The organism is Bosea sp. RAC05 (assembly GCF_001713455.1).
In the GTDB taxonomy this organism is placed as follows: domain Bacteria; phylum Pseudomonadota; class Alphaproteobacteria; order Rhizobiales; family Beijerinckiaceae; genus Allobosea.
Window position 1 is genome coordinate 1,081,980 of sequence record NZ_CP016464.1, and the last position, 18,542, is coordinate 1,100,521.

The window sequence follows — 18,542 nt, forward strand, 5'->3', positions numbered from 1 at the left end:
ACGCGGAGGGTGGCATCAAGGGCTCACGCCGCCTCGACGAAGCGGTGGCGCTCGTAGAGGAATTTCAGCACCGCCTCGCGCGCGGCGATGTAGGTGCGGTCGGAGACCAGATCGAGCCGCTTGCGCGGGCGGGCGAGCCGGACGTCGAGCACCTCGCCGATGCGGGCCGAGGGGCCGTTCGTCATCATCACGATGCGGTCCGAGAGCAGCACCGCCTCGTCGACGTCATGGGTGATCATGATCATCGTGTTTCCGAGCGTGGCGTGGATCTGCATGATCGAATCCTGCAGATGGGCGCGGGTCAATGCGTCGAGCGCCCCAAAAGGCTCGTCGAGCAGCAGGATCTTCGGTTCCATCGACAGGCCGCGCGCGATGCCGACGCGCTGCTTCATGCCGCCGGAGATCTCGGCCGGGCGCTTGTCCCTGGCGTGCCCCATCTGGACGAGGTCGAGATTATGCATGATCCAGTCATGCCGCTCGGCCTTCGACTTGCGCCCGCCGAAGACCTTGTTCACGGCCAGCGCGACATTGTCGTAGACGGTGAGCCAGGGCAGCAGCGAGTGGTTCTGGAACACCACGGCGCGCTCGGGGCCGGGATCGCGGACCTCCCGGCCTTCGAGCAGGACCGCGCCGCTCGTGATCGGCGTCAGCCCCGCGATGATGTTGAGCAGGGTCGACTTGCCGCAGCCGGAATGGCCGATCACCGAGACGTATTCGCCCTTCTCGATGTCGAGGCTGATGTCCTTGAGAACGGGGGTCGAGGTCGCGCCGCGCTGGAAGGTTTTGTCGACATGGTCGATCTTGAGATAGCTCATCGTCGATCCCTTTCAGTTCACGATCGTGCCGCGGGTGACGATCGCGCCGACGAAGGCGACCAGCCGGTCGAGCAGGAAGCCGACCACGCCGATGTAGACGAGCGCCACGATGATGTCGGACAGGCGCGAGGAGTTCCACGCATCCCAGATGAAGAAGCCGATGCCGACGCCGCCGGTGAGCATTTCCGCCGCGACGATGGCGAGCCAGGACAGGCCGACGCCGATGCGAAGGCCGGTGAAGATGTAGGGCGCCGCCGAGGGCACCATGATCTTGAAGAAGAACTCGACCTGGTTCAGCCGCAGCACCTGCGCGACATTGCGGTAGTCCTGCGGGATGTTGCGGATACCCACTGCGGTGTTGATGATCACCGGCCAGATCGCGGTGATGAAGATCACGAAGATCGCCGAGGGCTGGCTGTCGCGGAACGCCGCCAGCGAGAGCGGCAGCCAGGCGAGCGGCGGCACGGTGCGCAGCACCTGGAAGATCGGGTCGAGCCCGCGCATCGCCCAGACCGACTGGCCGACGAGCGCACCCAGCAGCACGCCGACGATCGCCGCCAGGCTGAAGCCGATGGCGACGCGCTGCAGCGAGACCAGGATGCGCCAGCCCAGCCCGATGTCCTGGGAGCCCGCCCAGTAGAACGGCTCGACGATCAGATCCTTGGCCTCCTCCCAGATCTTGGTCGGCGGCGGCAACGAGGATTGCGGGCCCGACGCGGCGATCTGCCAGAACAGCGCGATCAGCGCGACGGTGACCAAAGGTGGCAGCACATTGACGAGGATCGCTCTCAGCCAGGGCAGCAGCCTGGACGAGAGCGGCTTGCGGGCCGGCGCTGGCAGCGGCACCACGCCGGGCTTGGCACCGGGCAGGGCGACCACCGTCGCGCCCGTCTCCACTTCCTTCAGGACGGCCCGACCCATCAGATTCTCCTCTGGTTGTCGCATCGCAGGGGCTTCATGCCGCGACCGTGGCGCGCGCCTGCGCGCCGATGCGGCGGATTTCGGGGAGGCAGGACCCACAATTGGTCCCCGCCTTGAGCTGTTGGCCGATCTCTTCGGGGCTTGTCGCGCCGCCCGCGAAGGCGGCCCGGATCGCGCTCAACCCGACGCCGAAACAGGCGCAGACGGTCGGGCCGGGATCGGCCGCGCCGTCGAGGCTGCGGCCGGCCAGCAGAGCCAGCCGGTTGTCCGGCAGCGCCGCGTGATCGGCAAAGGCGCGCTTCACGGTGTCCCAGAGCGGCAGGCGGCCGAAAGGGGCCAGGAAGAGCGCCGCGACCAGCCGGCCCTCGCGCAGGACGGCGCAGCGATAAGTACCGCCATCGAGATCGACCATCTCGGTCAGGCCGTCCTCGCCGAAGGCACTGCGGATCGCGCCCATCAGCTCGGCCGGTCCGGAATCGGTTGCAAACAGCTGGCCTTGCCCGCCCGCGACGGCGAGCTTCGCCCACCAGCTTCCCTCCGGCAGGGCAAAGCCGTCGCGCGAGAGCACGAAGCCCTGCGATGCGTAGGCGACGGGCGCGATCGAAGACGGCGTCGCCTTCATCTCGGGCTGGCCGGAGAAGGGGTCGCAGTCCGCCTGGACGGCGGCGCCGATGCGGGCCTGGGAGGCCGTCTCGGCGGACCAGTGGATCGGCGCGAAGAGGGACCCGGGCTGGACGCCGGGGTCGAGCGCGACCTTGAGCACGACGGTGCCGAAGGCGTTGCCGATGCAGGCGAAGCCACCGTCCGACAGGCCAAAGCGCGCCGCATCTGCCGGATTCACCTGGACCGTCGGCTCGGCGATATGGGCGCTGAGGCGCGGGCTGAGGCCGCTGCGCGTCATCGTGTGCCAGTGATCGCGGACGCGGCCGGTGTTCAGCAGCATCGGGAAGGCGTCGCTCGTGGCGTTCGCGAGCGCCGGGACGGCCAGCGGCACCATCCGTGCGCGACCATCGGCGGTGAAGAACCCGCCCTGCGCGAACAGGCGCGACGTGCCGAGCGGCCGGCCGGCCGGCACCGGCCACTGCACCGGTTCCAGCGCGTCGTAGTCGCGCTTCGACAGGCCGGCATGGGCGCCGATGTCGAAATCGCGCGAGCCGTCATTCTCGAAGGCCGAGAGCGCGGCATGCTCGGCGTAGATGTCATTGGAGCCGGCATAGGCGAAGGCGTCGCCGAAGCCGAGGCGCCGGGCGACCTCGCAGAGGATCCACCAATCCGGCCTGACCTCGCCGGGGAGCGGCAGAAAGGCGCGCTGGCGCGAGATGCGGCGCTCCGAATTGGTGACGGTGCCGTCCTTCTCGCCCCAGGCCGCCGCCGGCAGGATGAAATGCGGCTTGGCCGAGAGCGTGTCGTTCGAGAGCACGTTCTCCGAGACGATGAAGAGGTCGAGACGGCCGAGCGCCGCCCGCACCCGGTCGGCCCGCGGCAGCGAGACGGCCGGGTTGGTGGCCATCACCCAGAGCGCGCGGATGCGCCGGGCCTCGACCGCCTCCATCATCGCGACCGCCTTCAGGCCCTCGGCCTGCGCCATCCGCGGCGCATTCCAGAAGCGCCGGACGCGGTCGATCTCGGCCGGGGCATAGCCCATATGGGCCGCCAGCATGTTGGCGAGGCCGCCGACCTCGCGCCCGCCCATGGCGTTGGGCTGGCCGGTCAGCGAGAAGGGCCCGCAGCCCGGCTGGCCGATGCGGCCCGTCGCCAGATGGCAGTGCAGGATGGCGGCGACCTTGTCGGTGCCCTGGGCCGACTGGTTGACCCCCTGGCTCCAGGCCGTGACCACGGCCGGCGTCGCGCCCCAGAGCTCGTAGAAGCCGGCGACGACGGCCGGCGTCAGCCCGGTCCGGCTGGCGACGCTGGCGATGTTCGGCGCGATCTGGCGCGCATTCTCCAGCGCCGCCTCGTAGCCCGAGACATGGTCGGCGAGATAGTGGGCGTCCGTCAGCCCGTTCGCCGCCAGATGCACGAGCAGGCCGGCAAACAGCACGGCATCCGAGCCCGGCTTGATCGCGAGCACCATGTCGGCCCCGTCCGCGGTCGCCGTGACGCGCGGGTCGATCACCACGACACGGGCCCCGCGCGCCGCCCGGTTCCGCTGGAGGCGCTGGAACAGCACTGGATGGCACCAGGCGGTGTTGGACCCGACGAGCACGATCAGGTCGGCGACGTCGAGATCCTCGTACCGGCCCGGAACCGTGTCCGAGCCGAACACGCGCCTGTGCCCGGCCACCGTCGAGGACATGCAGAGCCGCGAGTTCGTGTCGACATGCGGGGAGCCGATGAAGCCCTTCATCAGCTTGTTGGCGACGTAGTAGTCCTCGGTCAGGAGCTGGCCCGAGAGATAGAAGGCGACCGCCTCGGGGCCGTCGCGCTCGATGATCGCCCGCAGACCATCCGCCACCGCATCAAGCGCATCGTCCCAGCCGACGCGGTCGTAGCCGCCGGCGGCGTTGCGGCGCAGCGGATGCAGCACGCGCGAGCCCAGGCCGAGCGTTTCGCCCAGCGCCGCGCCCTTGGAGCACAGCCGGCCGAGATTGGCGGGATGGGCGGGGTCGCCCGCGATCGTCGCTTCACCCCGGCCGTCGGGCGTCGCGAGGACGCCGCAGCCGACGCCGCAATAGGGGCAGGCGGTGCGGACCGCGCGATCGGCCGGGCCGGCTTCGGGACGGGGCGCCGCGATGCTCATCTCAGGCCGCCCTCGCGGCGCAATAGTGCTCGCCGAAGGGCAGATCGGCGCGGATGGCGGAGATGTCCTGTCCCGAGCGGATCAGGCCGAGATAGAACAGCGCGCCCTGCGTATCGCCGACGAGGACGCAGCCGACCAGGCGGCCCTCGCGCAGGACGAATTTGCGATAGAGGCCGGCGTTGCGGTCGCGCAGCACCACCGTCTCGGCGCCCTCCGCCGCCTCGAACGCGCCCGCCGAGAACACCCCGACGCCGCTGACCTTGAGGTTGGTCGCCAGCAGCGAACCCTCATAGGCGGCCCTCTGCCCGGCGAGGCGCAGGGCCAGCACGCGCGCCTGCTCATGGGCGGGCTCGACCAGCCCATAGACGCTGCCGCGATGCTCGGCGCATTCGCCGATCGCGAAGATGCTGTCGTCGTCGGTCGCCAGCCCGTCATCCACGAGAATGCCGCGGTTGACGGCGAGACCGGCGGCCCTGGCGAGGCCGGCATTCGGCCGCACGCCGATGGCGACGACCACGAGATCGGCGGGAACGACCGTGCCGTCCTGCAAGGCCACGCCCTCGACCTTGTCGGTGCCGACGAAGCCCGTGCTGGCGGCACCGAGCCTGACCGTGATGCCGCGCGCCGTGATCGCCTCCGCCAGCAGGGCGGCCCCCTCGGCGTCGAGCTGGCGCTCCATCAGCCGGTCGACCAGATGCAGCAGCGTCACCCGCCCGCCGGCCCTGGACAGGCCATAGGCCGCCTCGATCCCGAGCAGGCCGCCGCCGATCACCACGATCCGCGCGCCACGCGCGGCGTAGGCCCGCATCGTCTCGACATCGGCGGTGTCGCGGAAGGTCACGACACCCGGCAGATCGCTGCCCGGAAGCGGCGGCTTCACCGGGGTCGAGCCCGTCGCCAGAACGAGCTTGCCGTAAGGCAGCGTCAGCCCGTCCTCCAGCGTCACGCTCCTGGCCGCCCGGTCGATCGACGCGACGGCGCGGCCATAGAGCGTCGAGACGCCACGCGCCTGCCACCAGCCGGCCGGTTTCAGCTCGATCTCGCGTTCCGCGATCTCCCCGGCCAGCAGGGGCGAGAGCAGCACCCGGTTATAGGCCAGGCGGTCCTCGGCCCCGATCACCGCGATGGCATGGCGGCCGAGCGCGCGCTGGCCGAGTTCCTCGACCAGCCGCGTTGCCGCCATGCCCTTCCCGACGATGATCAGGGGCTCGGCCATCGATCAGGCGATCCGCTTGATCTTCAGCGTCTTGAGGTAGTCCATCGGCGCTGCCGGATCGAACTTCACCCCGTCGAAGAAGGTCTCGATGCCGCGGGAATCGCCGGTCGGGGCGCCGGCGACGCCGAGCGTCTTGGCCGCCTCGCGCCACAGGTCCGAGCGGTTCGTCTTGTCGACGAGGGCCTTGATGTCGATCGTCGGCTCGAATTTGCCCCAGCGGATGTTCTCGGTGACGAACCAGGTGTCGAGGCTCTTCCAGGGGTAGGAAGTCGAGCCGCCTTCGCCCCAGAACTTCATCTGGAGATTGGTGCCCTTCACCTCGCGGCCATTGCCGTAATTGATGTCGCCGAGCAGGCGCTTGTTGATGTCGTTGACCGGCACGTTGAACCATTGCCGCCGGCCGACGATTTCCGAGAGCTCCTGGCGGTTCTCGCGCTTGTCGGCCCATTGCTGGGCCTCCATCACCGCCATCAGGATCGCCTGCGTCGCCTTCGGGTTGGCGTCGACGAAATCGGCGCGCATGCCCAGGATCTTCTCGGGATGGCGCGCCCAGAGTTCGCCGGTGGTCAGCGCGGTGTAGCCGATGTTCTGGTTGACGAGCTGCTCGTTCCACGGCTCGCCGACGCAGAAGCAGTCCATCGTGCCGACCTTCATGTTCGCCACCATCTGCGGCGGCGGCACGGTGATGACCTTGATGTCGGTGTCGGGGTCGATGCCGCCGGCGGCGAGCCAGTAGCGGATCCAGAGGTCGTGGGTGCCGCCCGGGAAGGTCATGGCGGCGGTCAGCTCCTTGCCCGCCGCCTTCTTGCGCTCGAAGGCCAGCTTCAGCGGCGAGGCATCTTTCTGGACGTTGAGGTCCTTGTATTCGTTGGAGACCGAGATCGCCTGGCCGTCCTCGTTGAGGTTCAAAAGCGTGTACATCGGCAAGGGCTGGCCGTTCTGCATGACCTTGCCGGTCGAATAGAGATGCGTCTTCGGGCGCAGGATATGGCCGCCGTCGATGCCGTTGTTCTTGAAGCCGAGCGCCATGTTGTCGCGCGTGGCGCCCCAGCTCGCCTGCTTGGCGATGTCCATGTCGGGCAGGCCGTATTTGGCGTAGAGACCCTTCTCCTTGGCGATGATCAGGGGCGAGGCGTCGGTCAGGGCGATGTAGCCCAGCCGCGTGCCCTTGACCTCGGGTCCCGCACCCTGCGCGAAGGCGCCCGACGGCAGCGCGAGGCGCGCGGCGCTCAGCAGCGCGGCGGCGCCCGACAGCTTCAGCAGCCGTCGACGGCCGGCATTGACGGATGCGGGCTTTGTGCTGGTCTCGACTGTGTTCGTCATCGATCGCCTCTCGGTTTGCGAAGGAAGGCCTGCCGGCCCCCGAACACGAAAAACGCCGCGCGAATGCACCCGTGGGCACGTTCGACAGCGGCGTTGCTGTGCAATTCCGGTTCGGAGGATGGCGCGGGCAGCGTTGGCCGCGTTGAACCGTTCCTAACAAGGATCGTGCCAGCCGGCGCCGGAGCCGCCGCTTTCTGGAATTACAACAACTTGGCGGACACGCGCGGTGTTCGGCGGTCGGCCGCGTCAGCACGGATGCGATGCACAAATCGGGCACGCTTGCCCATTTGCGCGCCATCCGTGCGGATCAGGCGGTCTCGCCCGGAAAAGCGGCCGGCCGAAAGACCGCCTTCGCCTGCTCCAGCATGGTGGGTGTCTGGACGATCTGTCCTGCTTTCTCCATCCCCGCCAGGATCCAGGCGGCATGCTCCGGCACGGGCCGCAAGGCGTCGCGATCGAAGCGGATGAAACGCTCGACCTGGCGCGGGGGGCGGCCCGCACCCTGCAGCAGGTTGAAGCGAAGCACCGGCTCGAGAATCTCGACCGGCAGGGCGAGCCGGTCGGGTGCCGAGAGATGCGCCGCGAAGCGCGTGACATTGGCAGGGTCGCAGGCCCAGTCGCTGGCGCGCAGGATCGCCGCGGTCAGCTTCTGGACGGCGGCGGGGCGCCGCTCCAGGTCGTCGGCCTGCCAGGCGAGGACCTTGTCGGGGCAGTCGCGCCGCAGGTCCGTGCTGGTGTGGACCATCGCGCCGACTCCGGCGGCAACCGCCGCGGCATTCCAGGGCGCTCCGGCGCAGAAGCCGTCGACGCGGCCGCTGCGCAAGGCTTCGACCGTCTGCGGCGGCGGCACGACCTCGAAGCGGATGTCCGTGCCCAGCGAAAGCCCGGCCTTAGCCAGCCATTCGCAGAGCAGATAGGTGTGGCTGGAGAAGCCGAAGACGGCTGCCAGCGTCAGGGGCGGGAGGCCCGAGGCCTTGCGGCGCGCGACCAGCGCCGCGAGCGCGCGGGCGGAGACGGCGGTGTCGGCCATGTCGCCCTCGGCGAGGCGGGCGAGCTCGTCATAGCGGCGCAGGGTCACGGTGATCGCGGCGCCATCGAGATTGAGCGCGAGCGGCACCGCCATGGGCGCCCGGACGCCGCCGACGCCGAGCGTCGCGGCGATGGCGGCGGGGCCGAGCATATGGGCCGCGTCGAACAGGCGGATGTTCAGCTTGTCGCGCAGATTCGACCAGGACACCTCGCGCACGAGTTCGAGGTTCAGCCCCTCGGCCTCCGCGAAGCCCTCGTCCTTCGCCAGCACGACCAGCGCGCAATCGACCAGCGGCATGAAGCCGACCCGCAGATGCAGCGTCATGTCAGCACCTTGGTCATTTGAACACCTCGGCGGCCGTGATGATCGAGCGCGCGATGTCGACGAGCTTGCGCTTGTCGTTCATGGCGGTGCGCCGGAGCAGGGCATAGGCCTCCTCCTCCGGCAGGTTCTTCATGCGCATGACGATGCCCTTGGCCTTGTCGACCAGCTTGCGCTCCTCGAGCTGGGAGCGGGCCTCGTCGAGCTCCTCGCGCAGCTTGCGGAAGGCGTTGAAGCGGCTGATGCAGGTCTGCAGGATCGGCTGCATGCGCTCTTTCTTCAGCCCGTCGACGATGTAGGCGGAGACGCCGGCCTCGACCGCGGCCTCGATCGAGGCGGAATCCGACTGGTCGACGAACATGGTGATCGGCCGCCGGATATGGCGGCTGACCAGGAACATGTCGGCGAGGGCGTCGCGGCTGGGATCCTCGAGATCGATGACGACGACGTCGGGGTCGTGTTGCTCGATGGCGGCGACGAGCCCGGTCGTCGCGGAGACGCGAACGAGCTCGCGATAGCCAGCCTCGCGGAGCCCTTCCTCGATGATCGTGGCGCGCAGATTGTTGGCGTCGACGATCAGGATCCGTAGATTGGGCACCATGCCGCTGCGCACTGGGTTGGGCTTCGGTACGTGCCATTCAGGAAATGTGCCAAGCGGCGGCGCCTACGCCGGGATGGGGGAGGGGCGCCGCTCCACCACGTCTCAATCGCCGTCCGTGCCGGCGGACATTCCGTCGGCACGAGGTCAGCCCGGGGTCGATGACCTGCCGATCGTCATGTAGAAGCGCGCGGTGAAGTCGAGCCATCGGCCCCGGACGCGTCGCCGCGATCGAACACGGTGCCTCCGGTGCGCCCGGTTTCAGCGAGAGGAGGAGGCGTTCCAAGGCCTTCTCGACAGGGACATTCCGGCGAGAGGCCTCGAGCATGCCGTTCAGAGCACGACTACTCGCTGCCTTCGCCGCGATGGCCCTTCTCGCTCTGGCCCAGGGCGGCCTCAATGCCTGGATCGCCAGCACAGCGGAGCTGCAGGTGCTTCGCGGGCGGATTGCGGGCGACCTTCAGTCGGGGTTCCTCGACCTTTCGGCCACGAAGCAGCGGCTGCGGGCCTGGTCGTTGCGGGTGCTGATCGGCGCGGAATACGAAGCCGGCGATGGCGAGATCCTGCGGATGCGGATGGCCGAGACCATCGTCCGGCTCCAGCAGCTGAGCCGCGAGGCGGAGCGTCTGGACGGCTCGGCCGCCCGCTCGTCGCAGGACGACAAGCACCGCGACGAGGCGCTCAAGCTCCTGGCCGCCAGCGTCGTCGCGCTCCAGCCCGCCATCGCCACGATCAGCGCCCAGGGCAGCTCGGGCAACATCCTCGCCGCCTGGGCCGCCATCGAGGCGGTCTTCGACGAGGGGGCCGGTCGCGACCTGCGCCAGGTGCTCAACGAGAGCATCCGCACCGAGACAGACCTGCTCGCCAGCCGGCGGGCGGATGCGGACAGGGCGCTGGTCAGGCTCAATCTACTGTCGCTGGCGACGACGGTGCTTCTCGGCCTTGCGGCGCTCGGACTCGCCGTCTATTTCGCCCGCGCCCTGCGCAGGCCCCTGCATGACCTCGTGCGCGGGGCCGAGGCCTTCGCGAGGGCCGAACTCGGCCACCGCATCCCCGTGCGCGGCCGCGATGAATTCGCCGGAGCGGCCACCAGCATCAACCGGATGGCGCAGGAGCTGAGCCTGCGCCGCGACCAAGAGGCCCGGATCCGCGGCGAGCTGGAAGGGCTCGTGGCCGAGCGCACGGCGGCGCTCGAGGAGGCCCTCGACGGGCTGCGCCAGTCCGAGCGCCGGCGCCGGCAGCTGCTCGGCGAGATCAGCCACGAGCTGCGCACGCCCATGGCCGCAATCCGCGGGGAAGCGGAGGTGACGCTGCGCGGCGCACGCAGCGAGGCGGAGTATCGCGCCGCCCTGACACGCGTCGGGCAGGCATCGCAGCAACTCGCGGCGCTGATCGACGACCTGATCATGATGGCCCGCAGCGACGGCGAGACGCTTCCGCTCGACCGGCAGCCCGTCGATGCGCGGCTGCCGCTGGAGGAGGCGCTCGTGACGCTGACCTCGGCGGCGCAGCAGCGGCAGATCCGGCTCGAGACCGACGTCGACGCGCCGGCCACCCTGTTCTGCGATCCCGTCCGGCTGCAGCAGATCATCACGCTGCTTCTCGACAACGCGGTCCGCTACTCGCATCCGGGAGGCACCGTGCGGGTCAAGGCCCAGGCAGACGACAGTGGCGCCGGGGCGGGGCACTGGCGCCTCGACATCGTCGATCAAGGCATCGGGATTGCGCCCGACGAACTCGACAGGGTTTTCGAGCGAACCTACCGTGCCGGCAATGCACGCGGCCATCGGCCCAACGGCATGGGCCTCGGGCTCGCCATCGCGCGGCATCTCGCCGAACGCCAGGAGGGCACGATCGTTCTGGACAGCCGCCTCGGCGAAGGGACCATGGTCACGCTCCGGTTCCCGCTGGTCGGCGAGGGGCAGGCTTTTCCCGTGGAGCAACCGGCGTGAACATCCTGATCGTCGAAGACGACCCGCGCGTGTCGGATTTCCTGGAGCGGGGGCTGCGGGGCGAAGGCTATCGCGTCCATGTCGCCCGCGACGGCCCCTCGGGGATCGAGCAGGCGCGCGAACTCGCGGCGAGCTGGCGCCAGCTCGAGCAGAGCGGCGTGATCCTGCTCGATCTGATGCTGCCCTTCATCAACGGCATCGAGGTCTGCCAGACCTTGCGGGCCGGGGGCATCGCGACACCGATCCTGATGCTGACCGCGCTCGGCGCCGTCAGCGACAGGATTTCCGGCCTGCGCATGGGCGCCGACGACTACATGGTCAAGCCGTTCGCCTTCGACGAACTGCTGGCCCGGATCGAGGCGCTGATGCGCCGTTCGCGCGACATCAGGCCCGTGGCCGACCGCAACCTCGTGGTTGGATGTCTTGAACTCGACCGGGCGACGATGCGGGTGTTCCGCGACGGCGAGGAGATATCGCTCACGGCGCGGGAACTGGCCCTGCTGGAGCTGTTCATGTCGGCGCCCGGCCGCGTGCTCAGCCGCGAACGGATCCTCGCCAATGTCTGGGGGGTCGACGAGGACCCCCTGACCAATGTCGTCGACGTCTATGTCCGCCGGCTCCGCAGCAAGCTCGATCGCGCCGCGGAGACCTCGCTGATCAGCACGCTCCGGGGGCTGGGCTATCGGCTCGAGAGCTGACAGCCCGCCCCCTTGGCGGCGCTGGCTCAGTTGCCGGTAAAGGGCAGCGAGGAATGGTGCTGGACGATCCGCACCACGCCCCGGTCGTCCTTGCGGAAGGTCCAGGACTTGTCGACCGTCGTCACCTTGCCGTCCTTGTCGGTGAACATCACGTTGCCGAGCGTGGTCGCCGTCTGGCCGTGAAGCTGGATCGCGACGTTGCGGATCTCGACCTTGCGCCAGCCCTTCAGGGCGAAGCCGGTGTCTTCCGGGAACTTGGGATTGCCGCCGACGAAATAGGACAGCGCGCCCTCGCGCGTCGTGCGGAAGGTGTGGGGCTGCTTGGTCAGGGTCGGCTTGAACAGCACCGGGCCGAACTGGTAGCCATAGGCGCCGTCGAGCGCCGCCTCGGCCTTGGCCTTCGCGGCCGCGACGCCGCCCGTCTCGTGGTCACGGCTGATCGCGACGACCGCATCGCCCCAGGCCTTCTGAGCTCCCAGCACCTCCTGCTCGCTGATCACGCCGTTCTGCAGATCGAAGGCGCCGGCGTGGCCGGACAGCAGGGACAGGGCAAGCGCGCCAAAAAGGATCGAACGCTTCGTCGAATGCAAGGACATCATCATCTCCCAGGGGCCGGATTGGCCGCTGAGACAGAGATGGCACCCCAATCTGAGCGTCGCCTGTTGGCCGCATGAACGCGAGATGACAGCCGCATGAATGGCGGTGGTGGCGCGGAGGTGTCGTCCCACCGCACCGGCAAGGGAGAGGCGGACACCGGGCGGGACATCGCCGATTGGAGCGTCACCGTCGCGGATTGTCGAAGGCGCCGACGGTTGGGCCGAGCGCCTTCGCTTCAGCGAGCCACCTCGGTCGAGCGATAGCGCGCGAAGAACATGGCGATCGCCTCCTCGATGACATGATTGACGTCCGCTTCGGAGAGGGGCGGCGCGGGCAGGACGCCGCCGAACTCGAAATCGCCGCAGACGAGGTTGAGGAACTGCCGTGCGGCGAGGTTCGGATCAGGTATGGTCAGACCCTGCGCGGCGCCATGCTCCGCCAGATGCTGCGCCAGCGTGATGATGGTCTCGCCCGGCCCGGCGCGGAAGATCACCGCGGCCAGCTCGGGAAAATGCGCGATCGCGCCGATGGCGGCCCGCTTGAGCTTGACCATCCGCTCGCTGACGAAGAAGGCCGCGAGGTGATGGGCGATCGCGCGCAGCGCCGAGGCGATGTCGGTGGCATCAGTCAGCCGGATCGTGGTCAGCCGCCGCACCGCCTCGACCTCGCGCAGGATCACGCCGGTGAAGAGCTCCTGCTTGGTCCGGAAATGGACGTAGAGCGTCGCCTTCGAGACGCCGGCCGCCTGCGTCACCCGATCCATCGACACGCCGTCGAAGCCCTCGCCGAGGAACAGCTCGGTCGCGGCGTCGAGAATCTGCAGCGCCTTGCGGCTCGGCGGTGGCGGCGGTGCCGCGCTGGTCGGGGTGTGGTGAAGCGCGAGGGCAGGGTTGGGCAACGGCATGCAACGCCTTGGATCGATGATTTGAACTGAACAGTACAGTTTGATCTTGACAGCCAGCGGCGACTGCGTCAACTGAACTGAACGGTTCAGTCGGAAATCTCCCCCATGGTCATCAACGGTGTCCCCCCCGCCGCGAGACTGCTCTCGGCCCTCGCATTTGCCCTCACGGCGGCTGCGCCGCTCGCCGCCCAGGAGGGCGGCCTGGGACCGCGCGCGGTTGAAATCGTCGAGGCTGCGCGCAGCTCGCAGGCGCCGGTCGTCGCCCTGACCGGCGAACTCGCGGCCCGGGTCCAGAGCGATCTCGGCTTCCGCATCCAGGGGCGCGTCGCCGAGCGCAGCGTCGAGGTCGGCGACCGTGTCGCGGCGGGGCAGATTCTGGCCCGGCAGGAGAACGCGCAGCAGCTTGCCGAGGTCGCCTCGCAACAGGCGGGGGTGGCGGCCGCGGAGGCGACTCTGAAGAACGCCACGGCGACCTTCGACCGCCAGAAGTCACTGCTGGCGCAGGGCTTCACCACGCAGAGCAGCTTCGACAGCTCCAGGCAGGCTTATGAGAGCGCGCGCTCTGCCCTGTCGGGTGCCAGGGCGGCGCTGCAGACGGCCGAGGATGCGCTCTCCTTCACCGATCTCAAGGCCGACGCCGACGGCATCGTCACCGCCCGGGGCGCCGAGGTCGGGCAAGTGGTCGCGGTCGCGCAATCGGTCTTCACCGTGGCACAGGACGGTCCGCGCGACGCCATCTTCGATGTGCCCGAGAGTGTGATTGCTCAGTCGCCGCAGGGCGCGGCGCCCGGCGAGATCGAGATCGTGCTGGTGTCTGACCGCAGCGTCACGGCCCAGGGTCGCGTTCGCGAGATCTCGCCCGCGATCGATCTCGCGAGGGGCACGGTCAGGGTCAAGGTCGCGCTCGACGAAACGCCGCCCGCGATGCGGCTCGGCGCGCCGGTGATCGGCCGGGCCCGGCTGACGCCCAGACCGGTCGTCGTCCTGCCCTGGCAGGCCTTCTTCTCCAGCGGAACGAAGCCCGCGGTCTGGATCGTCGACCGCGCCACCCGCGCCGTCTCGCTGCGGCCGATCGAGGTCGACAGCTACCGCACCGGCGAGATCGTCGTCGGAGGTGGCATCGAGCCTGGCGAGCTCGTGGTCTCCGCGGGCGTCCAGTTTCTCAGGCAGGGCGAGGTCGTCGCGCCCGTGGCGGGGAGGGCTTCCCGATGAATCGCCGCATGATGGCCGGGCTGGCCGCGCTCGGGCTGGCGCTCACCGCCTGCAAGGAAGCGGCCGAGGCGCCCAAGCCGCCGCGCCCGGTCGAAACGGTCCTGGCCCGCCGGATGGTGCAGGCCGACAACGACTTCGCCGGGGTGATCGCGGCGCGCTATACGGTCGACCGCGCCTTCCTGGTGCTCGGCCGCATCATCACGCGCGACGTCAATGTCGGCGACGTCGTCCGCGCCGGGCAGCGCCTGGCGCAGAGCGACCCGACCGCGCTGGCGCTGGCCGTGGTCTCGGCTGAAGCCACCCTGGCCTCGGCGCAGGCGCAGCAGGAGCGTGCCGTCGCCGCGCGCGGCCGCATCGAGACCCTCTTCGCCAACAAGATCTCGTCGCAATCCGAGCTCGACCAGGCGGAACAAAGCCAGAAGGCGGCGGTCGCCTCCGTGGAGCAGGCGCAGGCGGGCCTCGCCAAGGCCCGTGACCAGCTGAGCTATGCGACGTTGCGCGCCGATGCCGACGGCGTCGTCACGGCCGTCAGTGCCGAGGTCGGCCAGATGACGGTGCCGGGGAACACGGTGGTGACATTGGCGCGCACCGACATCCGCGAGGCGGTCATCGACCTGCCCGATCCGGTGGTGGCGCTGATCACGGTCGGCGTGCGTTTCCGCGTGCAGCTCCAGGCCGATCCGCGCGTCACGGCCGATGGCACGGTGCGCGAGATCGCCCCCGCGGCGGACGCCGTCACCCGGCTGCGCCGCGTCAAGGTCGCGCTCGAGTCGCCGCCGGAGGCGATGCGTCTGGGCTCGACCATCCGGGCCCGGCCGGTGGAGGCGCGCAGCGCCGGCCTGATCGAGCTGCCGGCCGCCGCGGTGTTCCGCCGTGGCGAAGAGGAGCGCGTCTGGATCGTCGGCGGGCAGGGCCCCGCGGTCCGGTCGGTTCCGGTCAGGGTCGCCGAGCGCGACGAGAAGACGGTGCGTGTCGCAGAGGGCGTGGCGGAGGGCGACAGGGTCGTCGTCGCCGGCGCCAACCGGCTCGCTGAAGGACAAATTGTAAAGGGCGGGGAGACCAGCCGATGACCACGTCTGGGCACGAGGCGCCGCATCAGCGCGCCCGCTTCAACCTCTCCGGCTGGGCGCTGGGCCACCGCTCGCTCGTCTGGTACTTCATGATCGTCTGCGCGGTGGCGGGGCTGGCCTCCTACTTCAACCTGGGCCGCGCCGAGGACCCCGACTTCACGATCAAGACCATGATCATCCAGGCGAACTGGCCCGGGGCCACGCTGGAGGACACGGTCAACCAGGTCACCGACCGGATCGAGAAGAAGCTCGAGGCCCTCCCGGCCTTCGACTATGCCCGCAGCCTCAACCGGCCCGGCCAGACCACGATCTTCGTCAACCTGAAGGACACGACGCAGGGTCCGCAGGTGAAGGCGACCTGGACGCGCGTCCGCGAGATCATGGCCGATCTCCAGCCGCAACTGCCGACGGGCGTGCAGGGTCCGTTCTTCAACGATGATTTCGGCGACGTCTTCGGCAACATCTACGCCTTCACCGCGGACGGTTTCACGCCGCGGCAGGTGCGAGACCATGTCGAGCGCGCCCGTGCCCGCATCCTGACGCTGCCCGATGCCGGCAAGGTCGAACTCGTCGGCGCCCAGGACGAGGTCATCTATCTCGAATTCTCGACACGCGAGATCGCGGCGCTGGGCCTCACCCAGACGATGGTCGTGGACGCGCTGCGCGGGCAGAATGCGATCACCCCCTCCGGCGTTCTGGAGGCGGCCGGCGAGCGCGTCAGCGTGCGTGTCAGCGGCCAGCTCGCCTCCGAGCAGACGCTCCGGGACATCAACCTGCGGATCAACGACCGCTTCTTCCGGCTCTCGGACGTCGCCACGATCACGCGCGGCTACCAGGACCCGCCGACGGCGCTGTTCCGCTACAAGGGCGAGCCGGCGATCGGGCTGTCCGTCGGCATGAAGCCCGGCGCCAACCTGAACGCCTTTGGCGCGGAGCTGGAGACGATGCTGGCCGCGATCGAGCGCGACCTTCCGATCGGCATCGATGTCCATCTCGTCGCCGACCAGCCGAAGATCGTCGAGGAGGCGGTCGGCGGCTTCGTCAAGGCGCTGATCGAGGCCGTGGTCATCGTGCTCGCCGTCAGCTTTCTCAGCCTCGGCTTCCGGGCCGGCCTGGTCGTGGCGGTGACGATCCCGCTCGTGCTCGCCATCACCTTCCTTGCCATGGAGCTCTACGGCGTCTCGCTCCAGCGCATCTCTCTGGGCGCGCTGATCATCGCGCTCGGGCTGCTGGTCGACGACGCCATGATCGCGGTCGAGATGATGGTGGCCAGGCTCGAGGCGGGCGATCCGCTGCCGACGGCCGCGAGCTATGTCTACACCCACACCGCCTTCCCGATGCTGACCGGCACGCTTGTGACGGTGGCGAGCTTCTTCCCCGTCGCGTTCAACAACGGCTCGGCCGGCGAATTCACCTTCACCCTCTTCGTCGTCATCGCGGTGGCGCTGATCGTCTCCTGGGTGGTCGCGGTGCTGTTCGTGCCACTGCTCGGCGTGACCATGCTGCCGGAGCGCCTGCCGAAGCACGACACGCAGGGCGGCTTCTTCGGGCGGCTCTTCGACCGGCTGCTGCTGGGTTGCATGCGCCGGCGCTGGGCGACGATCGTCGTCACCGTCGCCGTCTTCGGCCTCTCGGTCTTCGGGATGCAGTTCGTGCAGCAGCAGTTCTTCCCGCTCTCGGACCGCGTCGAGGTCGTCGTCGACTGGTCGGCGCGTCAGAACGCCTCGATCACGACCACCAAGGCGGAGATGGACCATTTCGAGAAGACCGTCCTCGCGGGCGATCCCGACATCGAGCGCTGGAGCTCCTATGTCGGCCAGGGCGCGGTGCGCTTCATGCTGTCCTTCGACGTGCAGCCCGCCAGTCCGAATTTCGGCCAGATCGTCATCATCACCAGGGACCTGAAGGCGCGCGACCGTGTCCTTGCCCGTCTGAACAAGGTGGTCGAGAAGGACTATCTCGGCTCCGATGTCTTCGTGCATCTGCTCGAGATCGGCCCGCCGGTCGGCCGCGCCATCCAGTACCGCATCAGCGGGCCGGACCTGCAGGGCGTGCGCGACCAGGCGCAGCGCGTGGCGCAGGTCATGGCCGGCAACCACCAGGTCGGCCGGATCATCAGCGACTGGAACGAGCCGGCCCGGGTGGTGAAGGTCGATGTCCTCCAGGACAAGGCGGCCCAGCTCGGCGTCACCTCGGAATCGATCGCGACCGTGCTCAACACCGTCGTCGGCGGCGTCACGGCGACGCAGATCCGCGACTCGATCTATCTGATCGACGTCATCGGCCGGGCCCGCGACATCGACCGCAATTCTGTTGAATCGCTGCAGAACCTTCAGATCCAGACCAAGGACGGCAAGACCGTGCCGCTCGCCGCGGTGGCCGCGCTCTCCTACACGCTGGAACAGCCCGCGGTCTGGCGTCGCGCACGGGCGGCGACGATCACGCTCAAGGCCGCCCCGCTCGGTGCCGTCCAGCCGGCGACGGTCGTCGAGCAGCTCGCGCCGAAGATGGCGGAGGTCATGAACGGCCTGCCGCCGGGCTACAGAATCGAGGTCGGCGGCGCGGTCGAGGAAAGTGGCAAGGGTCAGGCGCCGATCATCAAGGTCGTGCCCTTCATGCTGCTGACCATGCTGACGATCCTGATGATCCAGCTGCAGAGCTTCCAGCGCCTGGTGATGGTGGTGGTGGTGGCGCCGCTGGGCCTCATCGGTGTCGTCGCGGCGCTGTTGCCGAGCGGCGCGCCACTGGGCTTCGTCGCCATCCTCGGCGTGCTCGCGCTGATCGGCATTCTGATCCGCAACTCGGTGATCCTCGTGCACCAGATCGAGGAACTGCGCGAGGAGGGGATGGATGGCTGGACCGCCGTGCTGGAGGCCAGCCGCCACCGCATGCGTCCGATCATGCTGACCGCCGCGGCGGCGAGCCTCGCCCTGATCCCGATCGCCTTCGAGGTGTTCTGGGGGCCGATGGCCTTCGCGATGATGGGCGGCATCATCGTCGGCACGGTGCTGACGCTGCTCTTCCTGCCGGCGCTCTACGTCGCCTGGTTCCGGCTGAAGGAGCCGCCGCCGCCCGCGGCCGCGCCGGAGGGCGAGCCCAGCCGGCTGGCGCCGGCGACGGCCTGATACGGCGCCGCAACCGCGTG

General features: G+C 69.3%; 14 protein-coding genes. 5 read left to right on the forward strand and 9 right to left on the reverse strand.

Annotated elements, in window-relative coordinates:
* Positions 1-23: 23 nt before the first annotated feature.
* From BSY19_RS08555 to BSY19_RS08585, 7 genes are all read right to left on the reverse strand, one after another.
* Entirely contained in the window at positions 24-815 is a 792-nt protein-coding gene (locus BSY19_RS08555; RefSeq protein WP_069053790.1) for an ABC transporter ATP-binding protein, read from the reverse strand.
* Between the two features lie 12 nt (positions 816-827).
* Entirely contained in the window at positions 828-1,736 is a 909-nt protein-coding gene (gene ntrB, locus BSY19_RS08560) for a nitrate ABC transporter permease (protein ID WP_083247489.1), read from the reverse strand.
* 34 nt (positions 1,737-1,770) lie between these two features.
* Positions 1,771-4,476, reverse strand: coding sequence for a nitrate reductase (locus tag BSY19_RS08565; RefSeq protein WP_069053791.1), 2,706 nt, complete (start codon positions 4,474-4,476; stop codon positions 1,771-1,773).
* A 1-nt stretch (position 4,477) separates the two neighbouring features.
* Positions 4,478-5,692, reverse strand: a complete 1,215-nt coding sequence (locus BSY19_RS08570; protein ID WP_069053792.1) for an NAD(P)/FAD-dependent oxidoreductase — start codon at positions 5,690-5,692, stop codon at positions 4,478-4,480.
* Positions 5,693-5,695: 3 nt separating this feature from the next.
* Positions 5,696-7,015, reverse strand: coding sequence for a CmpA/NrtA family ABC transporter substrate-binding protein (locus BSY19_RS08575; protein WP_069053793.1), 1,320 nt, complete (start codon positions 7,013-7,015; stop codon positions 5,696-5,698).
* Positions 7,016-7,322: 307 nt separating this feature from the next.
* A complete protein-coding gene (locus BSY19_RS08580; RefSeq protein ID WP_069053794.1) occupies positions 7,323-8,369 on the reverse strand; it encodes an ABC transporter substrate-binding protein in 1,047 nt (348 codons plus the stop codon).
* 13 nt (positions 8,370-8,382) lie between these two features.
* The gene (locus tag BSY19_RS08585) at positions 8,383-8,967 is read right to left on the reverse strand and encodes an ANTAR domain-containing response regulator (protein ID WP_069053795.1); all 585 of its coding nucleotides are present in this window, start codon (positions 8,965-8,967) and stop codon (positions 8,383-8,385) included.
* Positions 8,968-9,290: 323 nt separating this feature from the next.
* Here BSY19_RS08585 and BSY19_RS08590 point away from each other — a divergent pair, with 323 nt between their 5' ends.
* Together BSY19_RS08590 and BSY19_RS08595 are read left to right on the forward strand one after the other, a co-directional pair.
* Positions 9,291-10,916 carry a sensor histidine kinase gene (locus tag BSY19_RS08590; protein ID WP_210184415.1) on the forward strand — a complete coding sequence of 542 codons (1,626 nt, stop codon included), beginning with the start codon at positions 9,291-9,293 and terminating at the stop codon, positions 10,914-10,916.
* A complete protein-coding gene (locus BSY19_RS08595) occupies positions 10,913-11,614 on the forward strand; it encodes a response regulator transcription factor (RefSeq protein ID WP_069053797.1) in 702 nt (233 codons plus the stop codon). The genes BSY19_RS08590 and BSY19_RS08595 overlap by 4 nt, the downstream gene beginning before the upstream one ends.
* 26 nt (positions 11,615-11,640) lie before the next feature.
* Here the strand turns inward: BSY19_RS08595 and BSY19_RS08600 are convergent, their stop codons facing one another.
* Both BSY19_RS08600 and BSY19_RS08605 read right to left on the reverse strand, forming a co-directional pair.
* The gene (locus tag BSY19_RS08600) at positions 11,641-12,210 is read right to left on the reverse strand and encodes a hypothetical protein (protein WP_069053798.1); all 570 of its coding nucleotides are present in this window, start codon (positions 12,208-12,210) and stop codon (positions 11,641-11,643) included.
* Positions 12,211-12,446: 236 nt separating this feature from the next.
* Positions 12,447-13,115 carry a TetR/AcrR family transcriptional regulator gene (locus BSY19_RS08605; RefSeq protein WP_083247490.1) on the reverse strand — a complete coding sequence of 223 codons (669 nt, stop codon included), beginning with the start codon at positions 13,113-13,115 and terminating at the stop codon, positions 12,447-12,449.
* Between the two features lie 105 nt (positions 13,116-13,220).
* Between BSY19_RS08605 and BSY19_RS08610 the strand changes: the two genes are divergently transcribed.
* Genes BSY19_RS08610 through BSY19_RS08620 form a run of 3 tightly spaced genes read left to right on the forward strand, consistent with a single transcriptional unit; the run spans position 13,221 to position 18,522 of the window.
* Positions 13,221-14,327 carry an efflux RND transporter periplasmic adaptor subunit gene (locus BSY19_RS08610; RefSeq protein ID WP_069053799.1) on the forward strand — a complete coding sequence of 369 codons (1,107 nt, stop codon included), beginning with the start codon at positions 13,221-13,223 and terminating at the stop codon, positions 14,325-14,327.
* The gene (locus tag BSY19_RS08615) at positions 14,324-15,397 is read left to right on the forward strand and encodes an efflux RND transporter periplasmic adaptor subunit (RefSeq protein ID WP_069053800.1); all 1,074 of its coding nucleotides are present in this window, start codon (positions 14,324-14,326) and stop codon (positions 15,395-15,397) included. The genes BSY19_RS08610 and BSY19_RS08615 overlap by 4 nt, the downstream gene beginning before the upstream one ends.
* Positions 15,394-18,522: an efflux RND transporter permease subunit gene (locus tag BSY19_RS08620; protein ID WP_069053801.1), complete on the forward strand. Its 3,129-nt coding sequence runs from the start codon at positions 15,394-15,396 to the stop codon at positions 18,520-18,522. The genes BSY19_RS08615 and BSY19_RS08620 overlap by 4 nt, the downstream gene beginning before the upstream one ends.
* Positions 18,523-18,542: the final 20 nt, after the last annotated feature.

Bases quoted from the DNA above. Each gene is read 5' to 3' on its own strand.
- BSY19_RS08585 (WP_069053795.1), bottom strand. From the start codon at position 8,967: ATGGTGCCCAATCTACGGATCCTGATCGTCGACGCCAACAATCTGCGC.
- BSY19_RS08555 (WP_069053790.1), bottom strand. From the start codon at position 815: ATGAGCTATCTCAAGATCGACCATGTCGACAAAACCTTCCAGCGCGGC.
- BSY19_RS08620 (WP_069053801.1), top strand. From the start codon at position 15,394: ATGACCACGTCTGGGCACGAGGCGCCGCATCAGCGCGCCCGCTTCAAC.
- BSY19_RS08575 (WP_069053793.1), bottom strand. From the start codon at position 7,015: ATGACGAACACAGTCGAGACCAGCACAAAGCCCGCATCCGTCAATGCC.
- BSY19_RS08605 (WP_083247490.1), bottom strand. From the start codon at position 13,115: ATGCCGTTGCCCAACCCTGCCCTCGCGCTTCACCACACCCCGACCAGC.
- BSY19_RS08590 (WP_210184415.1), top strand. From the start codon at position 9,291: ATGCCGTTCAGAGCACGACTACTCGCTGCCTTCGCCGCGATGGCCCTT.
- BSY19_RS08580 (WP_069053794.1), bottom strand. From the start codon at position 8,369: ATGACGCTGCATCTGCGGGTCGGCTTCATGCCGCTGGTCGATTGCGCG.
- BSY19_RS08565 (WP_069053791.1), bottom strand. From the start codon at position 4,476: ATGAGCATCGCGGCGCCCCGTCCCGAAGCCGGCCCGGCCGATCGCGCG.
- ntrB (WP_083247489.1), bottom strand. From the start codon at position 1,736: ATGGGTCGGGCCGTCCTGAAGGAAGTGGAGACGGGCGCGACGGTGGTC.
- BSY19_RS08610 (WP_069053799.1), top strand. From the start codon at position 13,221: ATGGTCATCAACGGTGTCCCCCCCGCCGCGAGACTGCTCTCGGCCCTC.
- BSY19_RS08615 (WP_069053800.1), top strand. From the start codon at position 14,324: ATGAATCGCCGCATGATGGCCGGGCTGGCCGCGCTCGGGCTGGCGCTC.
- BSY19_RS08570 (WP_069053792.1), bottom strand. From the start codon at position 5,692: ATGGCCGAGCCCCTGATCATCGTCGGGAAGGGCATGGCGGCAACGCGG.
- BSY19_RS08600 (WP_069053798.1), bottom strand. From the start codon at position 12,210: ATGTCCTTGCATTCGACGAAGCGTTCGATCCTTTTTGGCGCGCTTGCC.